Origin of the sequence: Pyrodictium delaneyi (assembly GCF_001412615.1) — an archaeon.
GTDB lineage: Archaea > Thermoproteota > Thermoprotei_A > Sulfolobales > Pyrodictiaceae > Pyrodictium > Pyrodictium delaneyi.
On the sequence record NZ_CP013011.1, the window covers coordinates 952,638 to 969,862 of the forward strand.

15 protein-coding genes are annotated in these 17,225 nt (G+C 55.5%); 6 read left to right on the forward strand and 9 right to left on the reverse strand.

Going from position 1 to position 17,225, the window contains the following annotated elements:
• The first annotated feature begins 6 nt into the window (after positions 1–6).
• Together Pyrde_RS04825 and Pyrde_RS04830 are read left to right on the forward strand one after the other, a co-directional pair.
• Positions 7–1,053 (forward strand): prephenate dehydrogenase/arogenate dehydrogenase family protein, encoded by a 1,047-nt coding sequence (locus Pyrde_RS04825; protein ID WP_055408684.1) that lies wholly within the window; start codon positions 7–9, stop codon positions 1,051–1,053.
• Positions 1,054–1,093: 40 nt separating this feature from the next.
• Positions 1,094–1,321 (forward strand): hypothetical protein, encoded by a 228-nt coding sequence (locus Pyrde_RS04830; protein WP_055408686.1) that lies wholly within the window; start codon positions 1,094–1,096, stop codon positions 1,319–1,321.
• 92 nt (positions 1,322–1,413) lie between these two features.
• Here the strand turns inward: Pyrde_RS04830 and aroC are convergent, their stop codons facing one another.
• Both aroC and aroA read right to left on the reverse strand, forming a co-directional pair.
• Complete coding sequence (gene aroC, locus Pyrde_RS04835; RefSeq protein ID WP_197272748.1) at positions 1,414–2,574, reverse strand: chorismate synthase; 1,161 nt, start codon at positions 2,572–2,574, stop codon at positions 1,414–1,416.
• Between the two features lie 29 nt (positions 2,575–2,603).
• The gene (gene aroA / locus Pyrde_RS04840; protein WP_055408688.1) at positions 2,604–3,911 is read right to left on the reverse strand and encodes a 3-phosphoshikimate 1-carboxyvinyltransferase; all 1,308 of its coding nucleotides are present in this window, start codon (positions 3,909–3,911) and stop codon (positions 2,604–2,606) included.
• Between the two features lie 109 nt (positions 3,912–4,020).
• Here aroA and Pyrde_RS04845 point away from each other — a divergent pair, with 109 nt between their 5' ends.
• Positions 4,021–4,893, forward strand: coding sequence for a shikimate kinase (locus Pyrde_RS04845; RefSeq protein ID WP_055408690.1), 873 nt, complete (start codon positions 4,021–4,023; stop codon positions 4,891–4,893).
• A gap of 26 nt (positions 4,894–4,919) precedes the next feature.
• Here Pyrde_RS04845 and Pyrde_RS04850 read toward each other — a convergent pair whose 3' ends face one another.
• Genes Pyrde_RS04850 through pstS form a run of 5 tightly spaced genes read right to left on the reverse strand, consistent with a single transcriptional unit; the run spans position 4,920 to position 9,337 of the window.
• Entirely contained in the window at positions 4,920–5,513 is a 594-nt protein-coding gene (locus Pyrde_RS04850) for a metalloprotease family protein (RefSeq protein WP_055408692.1), read from the reverse strand.
• A 27-nt stretch (positions 5,514–5,540) separates the two neighbouring features.
• Positions 5,541–6,302 (reverse strand): phosphate ABC transporter ATP-binding protein, encoded by a 762-nt coding sequence (locus Pyrde_RS04855; protein ID WP_055408694.1) that lies wholly within the window; start codon positions 6,300–6,302, stop codon positions 5,541–5,543.
• Between the two features lie 2 nt (positions 6,303–6,304).
• Positions 6,305–7,174 carry a phosphate ABC transporter permease PstA gene (gene pstA / locus Pyrde_RS04860; protein ID WP_055408696.1) on the reverse strand — a complete coding sequence of 290 codons (870 nt, stop codon included), beginning with the start codon at positions 7,172–7,174 and terminating at the stop codon, positions 6,305–6,307.
• A complete protein-coding gene (gene pstC, locus Pyrde_RS04865; RefSeq protein WP_197272749.1) occupies positions 7,167–8,168 on the reverse strand; it encodes a phosphate ABC transporter permease subunit PstC in 1,002 nt (333 codons plus the stop codon). The genes pstA and pstC overlap by 8 nt, the downstream gene beginning before the upstream one ends.
• Positions 8,169–8,212: 44 nt before the next feature.
• Entirely contained in the window at positions 8,213–9,337 is a 1,125-nt protein-coding gene (gene pstS / locus Pyrde_RS04870) for a phosphate ABC transporter substrate-binding protein PstS (RefSeq protein WP_055408698.1), read from the reverse strand.
• A 393-nt stretch (positions 9,338–9,730) separates the two neighbouring features.
• On the opposite strand from pstS, the gene Pyrde_RS04875 reads away from it, so the two are divergent.
• Positions 9,731–10,075, forward strand: a complete 345-nt coding sequence (locus Pyrde_RS04875; RefSeq protein WP_180385416.1) for an MTH1187 family thiamine-binding protein — start codon at positions 9,731–9,733, stop codon at positions 10,073–10,075.
• Between the two features lie 2 nt (positions 10,076–10,077).
• On the opposite strand, the gene Pyrde_RS04880 is transcribed toward Pyrde_RS04875, so the two are convergent.
• Positions 10,078–11,130, reverse strand: a complete 1,053-nt coding sequence (locus tag Pyrde_RS04880) for a 60S ribosomal export protein NMD3 (protein ID WP_055408701.1) — start codon at positions 11,128–11,130, stop codon at positions 10,078–10,080.
• A 227-nt stretch (positions 11,131–11,357) separates the two neighbouring features.
• Between Pyrde_RS04880 and Pyrde_RS04885 the strand changes: the two genes are divergently transcribed.
• Both Pyrde_RS04885 and Pyrde_RS04890 read left to right on the forward strand, forming a co-directional pair.
• Positions 11,358–12,908: an amidohydrolase gene (locus Pyrde_RS04885; protein WP_055408703.1), complete on the forward strand. Its 1,551-nt coding sequence runs from the start codon at positions 11,358–11,360 to the stop codon at positions 12,906–12,908.
• Complete coding sequence (locus tag Pyrde_RS04890; protein WP_055408705.1) at positions 12,893–13,798, forward strand: triphosphoribosyl-dephospho-CoA synthase; 906 nt, start codon at positions 12,893–12,895, stop codon at positions 13,796–13,798. The genes Pyrde_RS04885 and Pyrde_RS04890 overlap by 16 nt, the downstream gene beginning before the upstream one ends.
• On the opposite strand, the gene Pyrde_RS04895 is transcribed toward Pyrde_RS04890, so the two are convergent.
• Positions 13,764–16,886 (reverse strand): DEAD/DEAH box helicase, encoded by a 3,123-nt coding sequence (locus Pyrde_RS04895; RefSeq protein WP_231656804.1) that lies wholly within the window; start codon positions 16,884–16,886, stop codon positions 13,764–13,766. The genes Pyrde_RS04890 and Pyrde_RS04895 overlap by 35 nt on opposite strands.
• Between the last annotated feature and the right edge of the window lie 339 nt (positions 16,887–17,225).

The window sequence follows — 17,225 nt, forward strand, 5'->3', positions numbered from 1 at the left end:
AGGCCCGTGACAAGTGGAGATGCGGCTGAGGCTCTACGTTCGAGCCTGCTCCGGATAGATCGCTCAATAGTCAGCTTGATAGCAGCACGGCTCAACATAGCTGATGTGCTGGGAGGCGTTAAGCGGAGCGAAGGCATGCCGGTCTACGATCGAGCCCGGGAGATAACTGTCGCAAACCTCTTGGCGGAGGAGGCTCGGAGCCTTGGTGTGCCAGACAGCCTTGTCAAGGAGATATACTTCATGCTGGCCAGGGAGTCCAGGTGCCGCCAAGTATACTGCCCCGAGGCGCTAAGGATAGCATTCTACGGTTACGGCCGCATGGCTAGAATGTTAGCAGGTATACTCGCCCGCGGCGGCTGCTGGGTGGCAATAACTGGCCGTGACCCCAAGAAAGCGCAGGAGGCAGCCCAGGCCATAGGGGCACGTTATATGGAGCCATCGAGGGCCGTTGACTGGGCCGACATGCTAGTATATGCTGTACCAGGCAATGTTGTACCAGAACTGTTTAAGAAGCATCTACCACTGCTCCGGGAAAGCATGCTGATAGCAGATATAGCCTCCGTCAAGACCCCAGTAGTGAAGCAGATAACGTCATTGCTCGGCGAGGACTCACCGGAATATGTGAGCCTTCACCCGCTATTCGGGCCGCTCGCATGTCCTGCAGGGGAAAGTATCGCTGTAGTCCCGGTGAAGCTAGAGCGATGGCGTGGAAGGCTAGAGAAGCTCTTCACGGGGATCGGGCTCAACCCGGTATACGTCACCGCTGAGGACCACGACCGTATAATGGCTGTCAACCAGGTATTACATCATCTAGTCTATGACCTCTACCGGGAAGCTGCAAAGATACTACACGAAAAGCTAGGCATAGACCCAGGACTCTCTAAGGAGCTGGTTACCTGGAGCCTAAAGAGGACGGAGAGCGTCGCTGCTAGACTAGAGCAGCTGAGAGGCGTCGTCGAGGAGATACGGCGAGAGAACCCCTATACCGGAGAAGTCTTGGAGGCACTCAGCCAGGCACTAGAAGTGCTATCAAGACAAACCCGACACTCATAATATAACTTCAGATTTCTTGTAACCATACACGGGAGAAGCCTTGCCACCAGCATTTACCGGCCACGGCATATATCTCCTTAACCCTCTAATGGGGTTAGTCTGGCTCCTCATAGGTCTACTCATAGCGTTCTACGTCTATAGTGACTCGTCTAAGAGGTATCCGCGGGGAAGCCTAGCACCACTCATATGGACCGTCGCTGTCGTGTTTGGCGGCTTGCTAGTGTTGCTGCTCTACCTACTTGTTAGGCCGCCGGAGAGAAGAGATTGAGAGAAACCAGCTAGCAGATCTAATAGTCTACGGAGAACTGGCTAATTCTGTTTCCTCAACCTTCCTCTGAAGTATTGATAGGACTTATTCATTCAAAACCAGTTCTCCTTTTCTGCTTCTAGGCCTCTCTCTAGCCGGTGGTAGTGCTCTAGTCTCCAGGAGAGCCATCTGAGCAAATGGTCTGCTACTACGAGTGCTGCCATGGCTTCTACCACTGGTACTGCTCTAACCGCTATTGCGGGATCGTGGCGTCCTCCGCCGGTCATTTCTGTCTCTTCGAGGCCCCGCCAGTCTATAGTTCGCTGCGGCAACCTTATGGTTGATGTTGGCTTGAAGGCTATTCTAGCTACTATCGGACCCCCGGTGGAGAGTCCTCCTAGGATTCCGCCGCTGTGACCCGGTGTTGGGATGGGTGCTCCCTCGGGGCTCAGGACGAGGTTGTCAGTGGCCTCGGAGCCCCTCATGCGGGCTATGGCCATTCCTGTGCCGAATTCTATTGCTTTGACACCGGGTATAGCGAAGAACGCCTTAGCCAGGTCACCATCTAGGGTATCGAATGGCGGCTCACCGAGACCTGGCGGCACGCCTAGTATCCAGAGTTCGACGAGCCCACCAAGACTGTCACCATTCTTCATAGCCTCTATCAATGCTTGTTCCATTTCCTTAGAGGCCTCGGCATCGTGGCAAAATACCGTGCTCTTGTTCCTCTCTTCGCGTAGTTGTTGTAGCTGTTGAATCCAGTCTTCTGCCGACCCGTTGGGCGGCGGGCACTCAGCCGGGCCTAGAGCCCGGAGGTATGCGTAGAACCTTACCCCGTGGAGGCCAGCTATCTTCTTGGCCACCGTGCCGGCTGCGACTATGGCTGCTGTTAGTCTACCGGAGAAGGGGCCTCCGCCACGGTAGTCGTTGAACCCCATACTCCGAAGCCGGGCAGTAAGGTCGGCGTGGCCCGGGCGCGGCCGGTGGCGTACCACTTGCTCGTAGAAGCTGCTGTCCACGTCCCGGTTGCGTATCAGCATGGCGAGAGGAGCGCCAGTCGTATAGCCCATGTAGACTCCAGAGAGTATCTCTACCCGGTCTTCTTCGCGGCGTGGCGTAGTGAGTCTCCGGCCCGGGCGGCGTAGCTCTAGCTCCCTGTTGATCTCCTCAGGCGACAAAGGTATGCCAGGCGGTACTCCTTCTAGCACTGCGCCTATACAGCAGCCGTGACTTTCCCCGAATATCGACAGGCGGAGAGCAGAGCCCAGCGGCACCAGATACACCTCTGCTTTGCTATGGACTCCTAGGCTTCTCTTATCTCAACGCCTAGGGTTCTTAGCGCATCCCAGAAGCCGGGATACGACTTAGCCACTACGTCCGCTGGCTCTACTATAACTGGCTTCTCGGAGACTAGGCCGAGCAGCGCCGCTGCCATAGCTATCCTGTGGTCACCATGACTGTTATAGGTTACTCCGCCGGGGAGTCTACCACACCGCCCAGTGATTTCTATGCAGAGTCCCTCGCTAGGCGACTCCAGCAGCTTTGCCTCGACACGGGAGCGGCGGAGCAAGTCAAGCACTGCTTCAACGCGATCGCTCTCCTTGAGCCGGAGTCTCTCTATGCAGCATATTCTCGACCGGCCACAAGCAGCCGCAGCCAGGGCTGCCAGAGCGGGGGCAAGGTCGGGAGAGTCGCGGATGCAGACGCTGAAGCCTTGAAGCCTTGACGGTGCCCCTACGGTTACACTCCGGCCAGCAACCTCTACGGGAGCGCCCATGCCCCGGAGCACGTCAACTATGACGCGGTCCGGCTGCGGGTCGTTAGGGTCTAGACCCTCCACAGTGACTTCGCCTGCTAGTGCTCCCGCCGCGAGGAGAGGTGCAGCACTGCTCCAGTCTCCTGGAACCTGGTATCTGGACGGCCTTAGGGGACCCTCGACACGGAACCAGGCGTAGCCCCTCCTCTCGACCTTGGCTCCGAAAGCTTCAAGGACACGGACGGTTATGTCCACGTAGGGCCTGGACTCTAAACCATCGACCGCCATTTCTAGGCCTCCGGGTAGACCGGCTCCAAGGAGAAGGAGTGCTGAGAGGTACTGGCTACTCTCCCTCGCATCTACCCGTGTAGAACCGCCCTGTGCTGGTCCCTTCACGGCATGGGGAGGACAGCAACCATTAGATACCATGTACTCGACGCTGAGCCTAGTAAGGGCCTCGAGGAGAGGGCGTACAGGACGCTGGTGGAGCCTCCCCCTTCCGTAGATAATCACTGGCTTATCAAGGAGCGATACAATACCGGTTATAAGCCGCATAGTGGTGCCGGATTCTACCGCATCTATGCAAGGCGTCCATTCCAGTGCCCCTGCACCAGGCGATGACAACTCCAGAAGGCTCTCTGCCCTATCTACTCTTGCGCCCAGCTTCTCTGCAGCAGCTAGTGTAGCCTCTGTGTCGCTACTCCATAGGGGATTCTCAATTATTGTTATACTGCCAGCCAAGAGTCCAGCGAGGATTGCACGGTGAGTATAGCTTTTTGAAGGCGGCGCTTTGACATTGCCCTCGGGTTTCGAAGGAGTTATTATTATCCTCTTGGGCAGTATCGCTTTCTGCATCTTTCGGCCAGCCTCTAGTTGGCTCCCTCAAACCTGGGCTTAGGGAGGGGCAGTTATACCCTGGGCCCACCCCGTTCCCACAGAAATACTTGGGGGTATCGCGGTCGCCGTGAAGAAGCGTGGGAGAGGAAAAGCTCACGGGGCGCTTGGGATTGTTAACGCTATAGGTAGTGGCGGCTACGGTGCGGCCGCCGCCCTTGACCTCTCCGTCGAGGTCGAGGTTTGGCTGTGTAGCAGCTCCCACGGCTACACGGTTACCCGAGGCCAGCACGTAGACATAGACCCAGCAATACTCGATGCAGTCGCGGAGACGGCAAGCAACGTTCTCGGACGCCACGTTGCCCCTATCTGTGCGAGGGGCTTCTCAGAGGTACCCTTAGAAGCTGGGCTTAAAGGAAGCAGTGCACTGATCAACGCACTGCTCGAGGCAGTACTGGGCCTCTACGGGGTCTCCCTCGGCGTGGAAGAGCTTGCCAGGCTAGGCGTCGATGCAGCACGACGTGCTGGACTTACTGTCACTGGTGCTCTAGACGATCACCTAGCGGTGAGCGGGTGCGGCGCCTACGCCACTGATAACACACGTCAAGCTATAGTGACCCGCGAGCCCAGCCTAAGCGGCTATGCTGTGATAGCTGTACCAGGGCGCCGGAGTATACGGGGCATAGACCTTGAGACCTTCCGGCTGTACCAGGAGCTCTACATTGCTGCCTGGAAGCTTGTACTTGCAGGTGACTGGTATGCAGCCGCGACAGTAAATGGCGTAGCCACGATGATGGCTACCGGCTCAGAGCCTAGTAAGCTCTTAGCGCTCCTAACTATGGAGGGCGTAGATGCTGTAGGTGTATCGGGCAAGGGACCAGCAGTCTACGCTATTACTAGTAGCAGAGATGTGGTTCCCAGGGTCAAGGATATGTTAGAGAAGGCAATGGGGGCTCCTACCCTAGTCTCTAGGATAACCCCTTGCAACTCTCACTTGCACTGAGCTATCCTAGTTCTATAGTCTCATAACTATAACATGTAGACCACCAGCTTATCATCATACTCTACTACACCACCGGCTACGCCTCCATTCTCGCTGTAGAGGAGGAGGAAGCGTTTAGCGTACCAATGGGTTAAGCTGAAGTAGACAGCATTAACTATGTCGACCATGCCTCCCGACACGTTGAAGACAAAAGCTATGCAGAGAGCTAGGCCTAATGTACCCCTAATCATCCCATAAGCTATCATAGCTAACGCTATGATGCTTAAGAGCTGCGGTGTAAGAGCAACTACGAGGTACTGGCGGGGGGTCATCCACGAATAGTCGATCATTATAGCGCCCATGCGTGCTACAAGCCTAAGCCGGACACCCTCTACACCTATAAGCCTCGCAGAAACCATGTGGATGAGTTCGTGGAGTACGACCACGCTCGCCAGCGACGCGGCAAGCACAATCATGTTTACTTCGATAACACAGCCACCCGGACTACAGCCTATAGTTCTGCCACAGAGAGGTGCAATGAGATACATTACTATTATGGGTGTGGCGAGGGCTGCTACGAGGCCGGCATATATGCTCCAGGCCCTTCGTACGATGACTTTCTTCTCTTCTGCACTTTTCATGGTCCTAGCCGCGCCACTCGATAGCACCTAGAGCCGGCGCAGAAGGTACTTCTCTGTCAGCTTGCTACGAGGCTCTGTGAATATCCTACTTGTCGGCCCCACTTCTACCAGCTCGCCGTAGTAGAGGAACGCAGTATAGTCCGCAACACGGGCTGCTTGTTGCGGGTTATGAGTTACTATTACTATCGGTATCTCCCGCTTGAGGTCGAGTATCAACTCCTCTATCTTCTCGGTAGCTACGGGGTCTAGGTTGGCCGTAGGCTCGTCCATGAGGAGGAGCTTGGGCTTTAGAGCGAGGGCGCGGGCTATACTTAGCCTCTGCTTCTGGCCTCCACTGAGCTTAGCGGCCGGCATGTGCAGACGGTCCTTGACCTCATCCCAGAGGTAGGCTTTCTCTAACGCCCAGCGTACTAGTTCGTCCAGCTCTTTCTTACTCTTCACCATCCTGTTTAACCGTGGGCCTATTGCTACGTTGTCGTATATGCTCATGTGCGGAAATGGGTTGGGATGCTGAAATACCATACCTATCCGGCGCCGCACCCATATGGGGTCAACATCAGGCGCGTAGATGTCGACACCGTCGAAATATACATGGCCCTCTACATGAGCATCCTCGTAGAGGTCAAGAAGTCTGTTAAATGCTCTTAGTAGTGTGGACTTACCACTACCACTAGGCCCCATTAGAGCGAAAACACTCTTATCTGGCACCTCTAGGCTGACGTTCTTGATTACGTGCTTGTCGCCAAACCATATGTTAAGCTTCTCCGCCTTCAACACATATCTGGCCATGGCTATAACCGCACCCCTTTTACGAGGAGCCTGGCAATCACCATTATACTGAACACTATGGTCAAGAGGATGAGGCTCGCACCCCAGGCGAGTTCATGATAGCCTGGACCTGGTTGCTGTATAAACTCGTATATGAGGAGGGGCACAGCCCCGCCGGGCTCCGTTAGGCTGGTCGGGGGCTTGTTAAACGCGCCTCCAATAGTGAATAGGAGGGGCGCAGTTTCGCCAGCAACCTTGGCCACGCCTATGAGTATGCCGACTAGTATTCCGCGACGCGCTATGCCAAGGATTATACGATACACTGCTTTGAGCCTCGAAATGCCTAGACTAAAGGCAGCCTCACGTAAGTCCTGGGGGACGCCACGGAGAGCCTCGCTCACTTGAACGGCGACATAGGGCATCATTACGAGCGAGAGGGCTAGCGCGCCAGCGAGCATGCTATAGGTACCCATAGGCTGAACTATGGTTGCGTATATGTAGAGGCCTACGAGTATTGTGGGGAACTCTACAAGGAGAAGGCTGAGTATGAGAACTAGCCTCGAGATACCAGCACGCCGGAATTCCGCCACGAACACGCCGGCGACGAGGGCCAGGCTTACACCTATAGCAGAGGCGAGCGCTATGAGCATGGCAGAGCCGAGTAGGACTGGGCCTATTCCTCCAGGGTTCTGGGGGTTCTGCGGTCTTGGCGGCGATGTGAGAAAGTCGAATAAGCCTACTTTCGCTATTACATTGGCACCATTGACTATTACAGTGTAGATTATGTGGGCTAGGGGTGCTACTGCTAGGAGCGCTAGTAGGGCTAGAATTGCGAGACCTAGAATGTTAGCTAGGCGACGCCTTGACTCTATACTTGGAGTGTCGCTAGACACGGTTCATCTCCTCCTCCCAGCGCTTTATGTAGAGTATACCTAGCGTGTTCACGACTAGGCCTATAACGAACAAGGCTAGGCCTCCGGCGAAAAGGGCGCTCTCCATGTACTCGTAGTAGCTGGCCGATTTGAACATGCTAGCTATTAGGCTCGACACAGTTATACCGGGACGCGTCACTGCTATCGGTGTATCGAGCGAGTTGCCTACGACCAGGCTTACAGCTACGGTCTCGCCCATGGCTCTGCCGAAGGCGAGCACGAGACCCGCTATTATGCTGGGTCTTACCGCGCCTAGGAGGATCCTTATTGTCTCGAATCGCGTAGCCCCGATGCTGTAAGCCGCTTCCCGTATGTGCCGGGGCAGCATGGAGTATGCTTCGCGTATTACTGCTGCCGCGTAGGGCACGATCATTATGCCAAGCATTACACCTGCAGTGGCTATAGTGTATCCCGTCACTGGTGGCTCGCTGAAGAAGGGTATCCAGCTGAAATGCTGGTACATGAAGTCTAGGAACTCCTTCATGGTTGGTGCTAGATAGGTGGCGCCCCAGACACCATAGACTATGGTGGGTGTTGCAGCCATGAGGTCTACTAGTATCGACACCACACCCCGGAGGCGTCTAGGGGTAAGCTCCTCAATGGCTACAGCCAAGCCTACTGCGAGTGGTGCAGCTATTAGTATGGCTATTGTGCTAGTGTAGAGTGTCCCATAGATTGCTGCAAGTAATCCATACTTCTCCTTCTCTGGGTTGTCCTCTACCGCTTTCCATACATTCTCAATGAATATGGATATGCCTTCACGCTTGAGTATCGGGAGCGATTTTAGCAATATGACTGCAAGCATCGAGGACAGTATAAGGAAGACTAGAAGTGGTACGGGGAGGTGGACTAGGAAGAACCGTTTATCGTCACGGCTACGGAGCCGTGGAAGGAATCCCCCTACCATTAGGGTAAAAACGCGCTTACGCCTTGCGGAGGCCGGGCCTCCCTTCAACTCCAGCGATACCCCGCTACTAGTTCATGAGCTACTGCTGGGCGTTAACCTCCGCACTCCAGGAGCTGGGCTGCCTGGGATACTACCTTCTTTAGCTGCTCGGGTAACGGTGCATAGCCCCTAGGCAGGTTGTCTTGACCCTGAGACCCTATGTATTCTATGAATGCTTTCATAGCGTTACACTTGGCTGAATCATCCCAGCTTCTCCACACTAGGAGGAATGTCTGGCCCGCAAGTGGGTATGCATCAGGGCTTGCCGATGAGTATACAAACTCCTTAGCTACATCACTCCAATCGTCTAGCGGGCTAGGCGGATTATCTATAGCGAAGGCTGCCGATATGCTTTCTGTGCTGGGTGCTACAAACTTGCCTGCTGGGTTCTGGAGCCTCGCATAGGGCAACCCGTACTCTAGCGCATAGGCCCACTCAACGTAGCCTATCGAGTAGGGTGTGGACTTAATCGCCTGGGTTACGCCCTGGTTGCCCTCCTGGCCTATACCCCGGCCCGTCTTGTCAACAGGCCATTCGACGCTTTTTCCGACTCCTACTTTCTCTCTCCACTCGCTACAAGTCTTTGCGAGGAAGGTTGTGAAGATCTGGGTAGTACCACTCGAGTCGCTACGATGCACAGCTATTATCTCCCGGTGTGGTAGTTTGTCCGCAACTGCCGGGTTGAGCTGCTTTATGGCCGGGTCGTCCCAGTAGATTATCTCGCCAAGGTATATCTTTGCTATCACTTCACCTGTTAGGTTTAACTGTGCATCCCCTATCTCCGGTATATTATATACTACGACCACCGCGCCAAGCGCTACTGGGAACTGTAGTATCTCACCCTGGTGTTTCTGCCACTTGCTGCGGGGTAGCGGAGGATCGCTGGCAGCAAAATCTACGAGCCGGCTGAGGAGATCGCTTACACCTTTACCGCTTCCGCCACCAGTATATTCTATCTCGATATTAGGGTGTCCCCTCGTGAACTCTTCTATCCAGTTATCCATAGCTGGTTTCACGAATGTTGATCCGCTGCCAAGCAGGCTTACCGTCTCCTCTCCAACGCTGTTAGCCACTGGCCTCTGAGTTAACTCCTTGTACTGGTTTAGAGCTTTGAGTGAAATACCCAAGGCTACTAGGGATATTATTAGTGCCACTACCGCGATCATACGGGTTTCCATACCAGTACACCTCATGACTCCTTACCGATTTAGCACCGGGCTTCGAGTCTATAGCGTTGTCCCGTGTTAGGGCCGAGTGCTCTAGGGTCTATAGAGTTCTACTTATAGCATCTATAGACCGTCTAGCGCCGATGTAGAGGGGTCTGGTGTATTTAGAGGAGTATAGAGGGAGTATATAGAAGGCTGAAGGATGCTCAGCCTAGGTGTTGTACCGCATGGCCCCGGGCCGGGGCTTCCGGGGCTCGGCCTCGGCTGTAGTCAGCACTTCCCGGAATACTTCTAAGGCTTGTACGGGTAGGTATAAGTCTCAGAACTACACCACGTACTACAATTATTGGGGTTTCCTGGGCTCCACGGAATCCCCTTTATATGTGCCTGGAGGGACTCCAAGCTATGCCTGTAGTCTCGCTTAAAGTCCTACCTGTAGGCGTAGGTACTAGTCTATCTCGCTATGTGGCTCGAGTCGTAGCCCTATTAGAGGCTCACGGGTACAAACCCATAGTCACTCCCGACACCACGGTCATTCATGTTCGAGATCTAAGCGAAGTTGGTGCAATAGTCAGAATGATTCACGACGAGTTATATAGCATGGGTGTTCCACGTATAGTAACGATAGTCATGATTGATGACAGGAGGGACGTCGAAGAATCCAGCCCCGAAGAGTTAGTACAACGAGTGATACGACACATTGAGGAAGAGAGGAAGAACGTTCGTGGAGACGTACATGGCGTGATGTAGGGCTAGTAGCGAGGTAAGAGGTAGTAACGGTTATTGTAGACAAGCAATTCTGCCTCTACCCCTTCTTTTAGTTTCCCCTCAATACTGGTATCTCGACGAGGAATTTCCAGATATTCATAACTGCCGTCGAGATATTGCAGGTGTATCCAGCCCGGTTCTAGCGCTACTACAAGTACACGCCGGTGGTCATCTAGCCGGGGCTCGTGAAGTTGCCGCCACGCCTCTTCCACTGTTAACCGGTGTAGTCTACTACTGCCGAGCTGACGTACCAATACATAGCCACGGTCTATCTCTTCTACGCGCGCCAGCGATCCCTGGTACTCTACTAACGTCCCCGGCTTGAAGAAGGGTAAACGAACAGATAGCGTGAGTCGCGACACGCGGCGGCCGTCGTTCCTCCTGCCCACTACCTTATGGCTCTCTTTCACTCTGGCTGCTAGCCGGCTGCGCAGCCTCGCAGCGAGGCTTCTAGCTGCATTCTGGTCTAACATCTTGAGGTCTATACCTTCACGGAGTTCGTCTACCGATAGGATAACGCTCTCTATGGATTCTCCCAGTTCGTCTATAATCTCTTCAACAGCGATTCTATCGTCCTCACTTAGCCTACCATTGTATCCTCTAACCTGCACGATAGCTGTAGGAACTCCTGCCGCCCGCTGGAAACATACCGGGCATATTTGCTTCTGTACCACGACAGGCACACTATAGACTATGGTGTCCTCATGCTCCATGCCTTGTAGCCGGCCAGCTACACGCACCAGAGCCTGCTCAGCATCATAGTCTATTTCGACGCCCTCAACCCGGTAGTACTCTGTATGTTCGGTTGGCTTGAAGCTCGCCTGGAATACTAGTGCTGCAACATCCTCCAGTCCGCCATCACCTGGTGGAGGGAACCAACGCCCTTGATACCGGTAGCTCCCACATCTCGTGCAAACCGCTAGCTGCAGCTTTGCAGGCGGCCTACCAAACCCATATAGTTCTAGATAACACTTGGAACATAACCTTCCATCTACAAGCTTGTCTACTTCACGTCCACAGCGTATACACATAGGCATCTCAGCCTACACCCTCCCATGTCAGCAGATGTCGCTACATGTAACGCCCCGTGACCCGATTGGTTCACGGCTACTTTCTGCTCGTCTGGGGGTGTATCTATTCTGCGGACCTCTCGGGAAACAATGTTATAGTTATAAAGCTCCAGCACGGTGACCTCTAACTCATGGTAGGGGCATCCCTAAGATGGTTCGAGGAAGTATTCTATCAGGTAAGGTGTCATGATGCCTTGTCCTTTCGGTGTCCAGTAGTATATAGTGCTGAACGGATCTATACAGGGTTTAAGCCGACTAGATACGTTGAGGCAGTAACAGTCTACGGTGGATACGTGGTCTATGCTGGGTTCCTCGGCGATGCCATGCGTGCTGCACAGGAGATATCCGCTGCTGTTGGCTGCGGCAAGCCAAGACTTGTGGAGTTCGATGGAGTTATTGTGCCAGGGTTTGTTGACGCTCACCTACACATACGCGGCATAGGTGCCACGAAGTACTCTATCGACTTGTCAGACACGGAGTCCCTGGAGGAGCTTCTCGAGCTTGTTAGGCATGAGGCGGATAGATTCAACGACTGGGTCCTCGGCAGGGGTTGGGACCAGGAGCGGCTAGGCGGTTGGCCTACACGCTACGAGCTAGACGAGGTCGTCCCTGATAAACCCGTGGTGTTGCTCCGTGTCTGTGGCCACGCCGCAGCACTGAATACCAAAGCAATGGAGGCTCTAGGGCTGCTAGAGTCTAGCAGCCCACTCGTAGACCGTGGCTGCGACGGCAAGCCTACAGGCCTCGTGTTTGAGGAGTTAGCTGCCCAGGCCTACCGTGAGGCTATACAGAGTCTTGACCCGGTCCGCCTCGTTGTCGAGGGTGCTGAAGAGGCTCTACGATACGGTATAACACTGGCCGGTGCAATGGATGTGGATGCTCACGTGTTCCGGGGCCTCGTCGCCGCTAGGCGGATGGGATTGCTTCGTCTACGCCTCCGCGTCTACCTTTCACAAGAGCTTTTCGAAAAGTTGGACCAGCTAGGGGCTGTCCCGGTGCTCGGAGACAACTTGCTCCGCGTTGTTGGAGTTAAGCTCTACATGGACGGGAGCCTTGGCGCGCGGACTGCATGGCTCCGAGAGCCCTATAGCGATGAGCCCAGGTCGAGGGGCCGGAGGCTTCTCTCCGCAGAAGATCTTGCCAATATTGCATCGAGGGCGCGTAAATGGCGGCTAGATGTGGCTGTACATGCCATAGGCGACGCAGCTGTAGAAGAGGCGTTAAGGGGCTTTGCTGCCTCGGGATGCAAGTGTAGGCTTGAACATGCTAGCTTAGCGCCACCTGACCTAGTCGAGAAGATGGCCTCGCTAGGGGTGAGGGTCGCAGTTCAGCCCCGGTTCCTGGTGAGCGATTCCTGGGCCGTGGATAGGCTCGGCCCCGGGAGGGCTAGGTGGCTATACCCGTTCCGCAGCATGCTTACATCCGGGGTGTTACTTGGGTTCTCGAGTGACGCTCCTGTAGAGCCCCTAAACCCGCTTGAAGGAATCTATTCCGCCGTCACGCGTGGCACTTTAGCACAGTATACTATGAGAGAGGCTCTCGACGTCGAAACCGCGTTGCATCTTTACACTGCTGGTTCCGCCCTATTGCTAGGCGAGACGAGAGCAGGCTGCCTTGAGCTGGGTTGCTTCGCGGACATGGCTGTGCTTGACCGCGACCCGCTGGAAGTTGACGTAGAGGAGATCACTGGAATAGGCTTCAACGCCACGATAGTGGCGGGAGAGACCGTATGGCAGAGGAGTTAGCATGCCAGAGCCTAGCTCGGGCTTGTGCAGCCGCCGTAGTGGTGGATGCTGCTGTCCCACGGCCCGGGCTTTCTAGCTTCCAGAGGCCGAGACGAGACCTAGACCCTCTGGGCTTTGCCGGACTCGCCCCCCTGGCGTATGAAGCATGCCTCTGTAGTTGCCTAGGGGCGCTCCACGGCTCAGCTAGTGACTGGGTGGAGTGCTGGTTATCCTCCGTGGGGGCCATGGCGACGAGCTGGGGAAACCCCGGGCTCGGGAGCCTATTCCTCTTATCGCTACAGGCTGCTGCGCTCGGCCTCTCACTCCGCCGAGGCAGAGGAGACTCCGTGGAGGCTGTTATGGCGTCTAGCCGCATAGTAGTCGATGAGAGTGGTGTTGAAGCTGCTGTAGCCTTCTATCGTGGCCTCCAGCTCGTAAGCCCGAGATACCTGGCCCGAATATCGTGGAGCGGACTGCCAGAGGTCGATGGCAGGCACTCGCTTGAGATGCTCCGCGAGGCCAGGGTGACGCTGAGAGCCTTGTTGGAGGCTGCCTCGCTCTACGACCCGGTGTCCCGTGATGCCGTCTCGTTTATGGCGCTTAGTCTTGGCATGGTGCTGCCTATTCTCCGGGAGGAGGACTGCCTAGAAAGGGGTGTGCGTCGGGCAACGTACACGTTAGCTGGGCTTGAGGGCGACCTGCTACTGTCGAGGAAGGCTGGTTCTATCTGTTCCGAGCTATGGCTGAGAGCAGCCGAAGGCGATAGAAGGGCCGAAAAGGAGCTATGGAGGGTTCTGGAGAGCACCGGGCCAGGCTCGATAGCCGATGTAGTGGTTAACGCTGTTGCCAGGCTTCTCTACGAGTATTTGCACGGCTCTATGCTTGCTCCGAGGCTTTTTTGCCACGCATGACGACTATCCTACCCTTCTCGGCTGCCAGCGCGATACGGTACGCAGCAATAGCCATGGCGGAGGCTAGGCTCCGGAGGGCTGTCTCCAGTTCTTCGGAGTCGTGGCGTGCCTTCGCCCGGTTAGCCCATTCTAGGTAGCTCCTTATCCGCGGCTCTACAAGCATGAGCAGCGGTGTGTCGCCGGCTAGCCTGGCAGCCTGCTCTGCTGCGTCGACGAGACGGCCCTCGTGCTCAGCCCCGCGGAGCGCTAGTACGCCCGTATAGCTGCCAGCGAGCATGCGGAGGAGCATGTTGCGCTGATCCTGCCCGTAGTAGGCTACGCGCAAGCCCTGGCTCAGTATCCTGTCTAGATGGCGGAGGGCTAGCCGAGCCATCTCAGATGCCGACTCCAGGCTCGCTCTACCCCTATAGCTGTCCACTTCTACCCGCTCTCCGTCATAGCTGGCTACGGCTGCCACTGCCACAGTCTGACCATTGTCCTCAATGGTCTCATGTACTACCGCTATTGCTCCAAGCCCATGACTCCGCGAAGGCCTGGGATGTTCTATTATCACGCCGCCGGCCTGTATAGTCTTTGAGCCCGCTATTACCCGGGCTGCTTGGGCAGCGAGCTCCCTCAGCCGCTTTATGGAGACTTCTCCACGCATTACGCGCAGCGCAGAGACAGGATCAACAGCTGCTAGCAGGGGCACTGTTATGCCCGGGTATTCGTAACTCTGCGCCTTCTCTGCGACCTCGAGCCAATCAAGCGTATCGAGGAGTCCTGCTGACTCGCGCTCCCAGAGGTGTATCAGCTTCACAGGCCCCGCGGAGACGACGCGATAACGTATGAGCCCTAGAGGTATAGCGTAGCGAGGGTCTAGCCGCAAGTACACCATTAGCGCTGCTAGACCTAGACGGAGATCCTCAGCCGATAACGTACCCGGGGCTTCAAATACATAGCCATAGGTGTAGTCACGATACCGCCCGGCAACCGGCGCGTTAAGCTCTATCGACGCCATCTCATGGTAGACCCGTACCATCCCGGTAGGCCGGCTAGCTAGGCGGGGGCGGCGGCTCTCAACGAGCCATTCGACTTCCACTGGCTCCTCTACTAGCTCACCGAAACCTCCCGTCGGCGCAGACACGTTGAGCACCACGGCAGTGTATATCCTGCCGTAGCGGAGGTCGTTCTCGAAGCCTGGTCTCTCGCCCCACGCCCGCTTAAGATCCTCATACCTGGATACTGCACGGGCTATCCAGTCGTGTTCTGCGATAGCCTCGTCGGGAGGCTGCTCGTAGACCCGGAGTTCCCGAGGTTCTACTTTTACCACTAGCATCTCGCTCATAGGGTCATAGGTGCCGGGCTGATACTTCTCGACCGCATCACGGTGTGATATTTCCTCGCTACGTATCAGTGTTTCCCGGCCTCTACGGATAAGCACCTTACGGTAGCCATAGGGCGGACCATGTTCATAGAAGCCTAGGTCGCTCCAGAACGCCTTGCCTCGCCGGCTCAAGGTGAGCCTACTGCCGTTGAGAGAGGTGTATTCCTCTACTAGGCCCAACCGGCGTAGAAGTTGCTCTTCACTTGGATCGAGTTCTAGGCCGCGCAGTAGTTTCCACATAGCCTTGAATATAGCTGCATAGGCATTGGATGGGTTTATGTAGAGCTTCTCCAGGGGTAGACCGAGCCACTGCTTCAGGGCCGAGCTACCGGCCTCCAGCAGCTTCCGGTCCCAGAGCCCCGAAGGCACGACTATGGTCTCTGTGACGCCTAGCTCGCGGCGACGCCCCTTCCTCCCCTCCCTCTGCATGTACTCCCGAAGGTCGGCTGGGAGCCCTATGTGGACGACACGGTTGACACTCCCAATGTCTATACCCTGGGCGAGCGTTCTGACCGTTATTATCATCGCGATCTGTCCTTTGCGAGCAGCCTCTTCTATCCTCTCACGCCGCTCCTTAGAGACAAGGTGGTGATGCACACCTACGAGCCTCTGCTTGTCTGCTGGTAGTCTTTCGAGGAGGCCGCGGTACAGTCTCTCAGCCATGCGTATACTCCGGGTAAAGACTAGGGTCACGTTGCCCGGCTCGGAGGCCTCTAGTATGGTCTGGAGTATCTCTACCGGATCTAGGCCGGGTCGGGGAGGTCTCAGCCCTAGGGCCTCAAGGGCTTCGTAGACCTCGTAGAGGTGTTCGCGGAACTCCTCCTCGTTATACACAATGTCCATTATCCAGGGTGCACGGGAAGCTATAACGCTAGAGTATGCACGTATATAGTCCCGTAGTGCCTCCAGACCCTTACCGATCACTATGATTGTCCGGTTAGGCGTCTTGAATGGTCGGCCCTCGATTATCCTGGTCTCGCGGCCCGTAAGCCTCGTCAACAGTGATGCCAGTTCATCGGGGTTGCCGAGCGTCGCTGAGAGCACGACAACGCGCGGCGGCCGGGAGGCAAGGTACCGTGAGATTAGCTCCACGATGGCTAGTAGGAGGTGAGCGCCCCGGGGCCCGTAGAAGTCTAGCTCATCGAACACTATGAGGTCTAGCGACGAGATAAAGTCCTCCAACACAGCACGGTGCGGGTGGAGGGCTAGTCTCTTCATTTCGGCGAGGAGGAACGCTGGATTCGTTACCACGATTCGTGCTTGGTGGATTAACTTTAGCAGTTCATCGCCACGTTGTCCCTTCTTCTCTATACTAGGCCGGTCTATACGCACTACTGCTCCACGGCGTCCCGCCAGGCTGTAGTACTCTTCGAGCCTCCGTATCTGGTCAGCAGCCAGAGCTAGAGTAGGATAGACTGCTAGGACACGCCAGCCTTCACGTAAAGCTGCCAGTGCCCACGCTTCAGTCTTACCTGAACCTGTCCGGGCTGTCAGCACAACGTTCATACCGGCAGTTAGCGCCTCTATGGACTCTAGCTGGTGACGATAAAGCCGTAGCTCACCTTTCCCGCTACCCGCGAGGGCCGGAACGATGTCTCCAAAACGTTTCCCGGTCTGCTCTGGCTCTTCGCCCGGCTCTTCCCAGAGCAACACCTCGTAGCCGAGGCTCCTCAGCGCTGCTGCGACCTTGCTGGCCCCGCCCATGTTGTTACGCCTACCCATCTCCTAGTAGAGACTCCTTAGAAACAATGACCCTCCTTAAACCTCGAACTCATAACTAGGATAGATAAACATTATAATGGGGCTTATGATGAAATATAAGTGTCACAAGGAAGTAGTTATCCATCAATATCGCTCTGGGGCAACTTCTCCTGGTAGGGATCGATATAAGTTTCAGTCTTAATAGCTATTCAACGATACATTATTTCGCATAGAGAGAGCTTAAGACGATATGGAGGCTATAGAGCTGGCAGCTCTAACGCGCCGGTTAGGGTTTCCGGCTGCTATAGCCTCCCGAAGAAGCCTTGTAGCCCCGGATGCCGGGTATGTAGAGGTAGATCT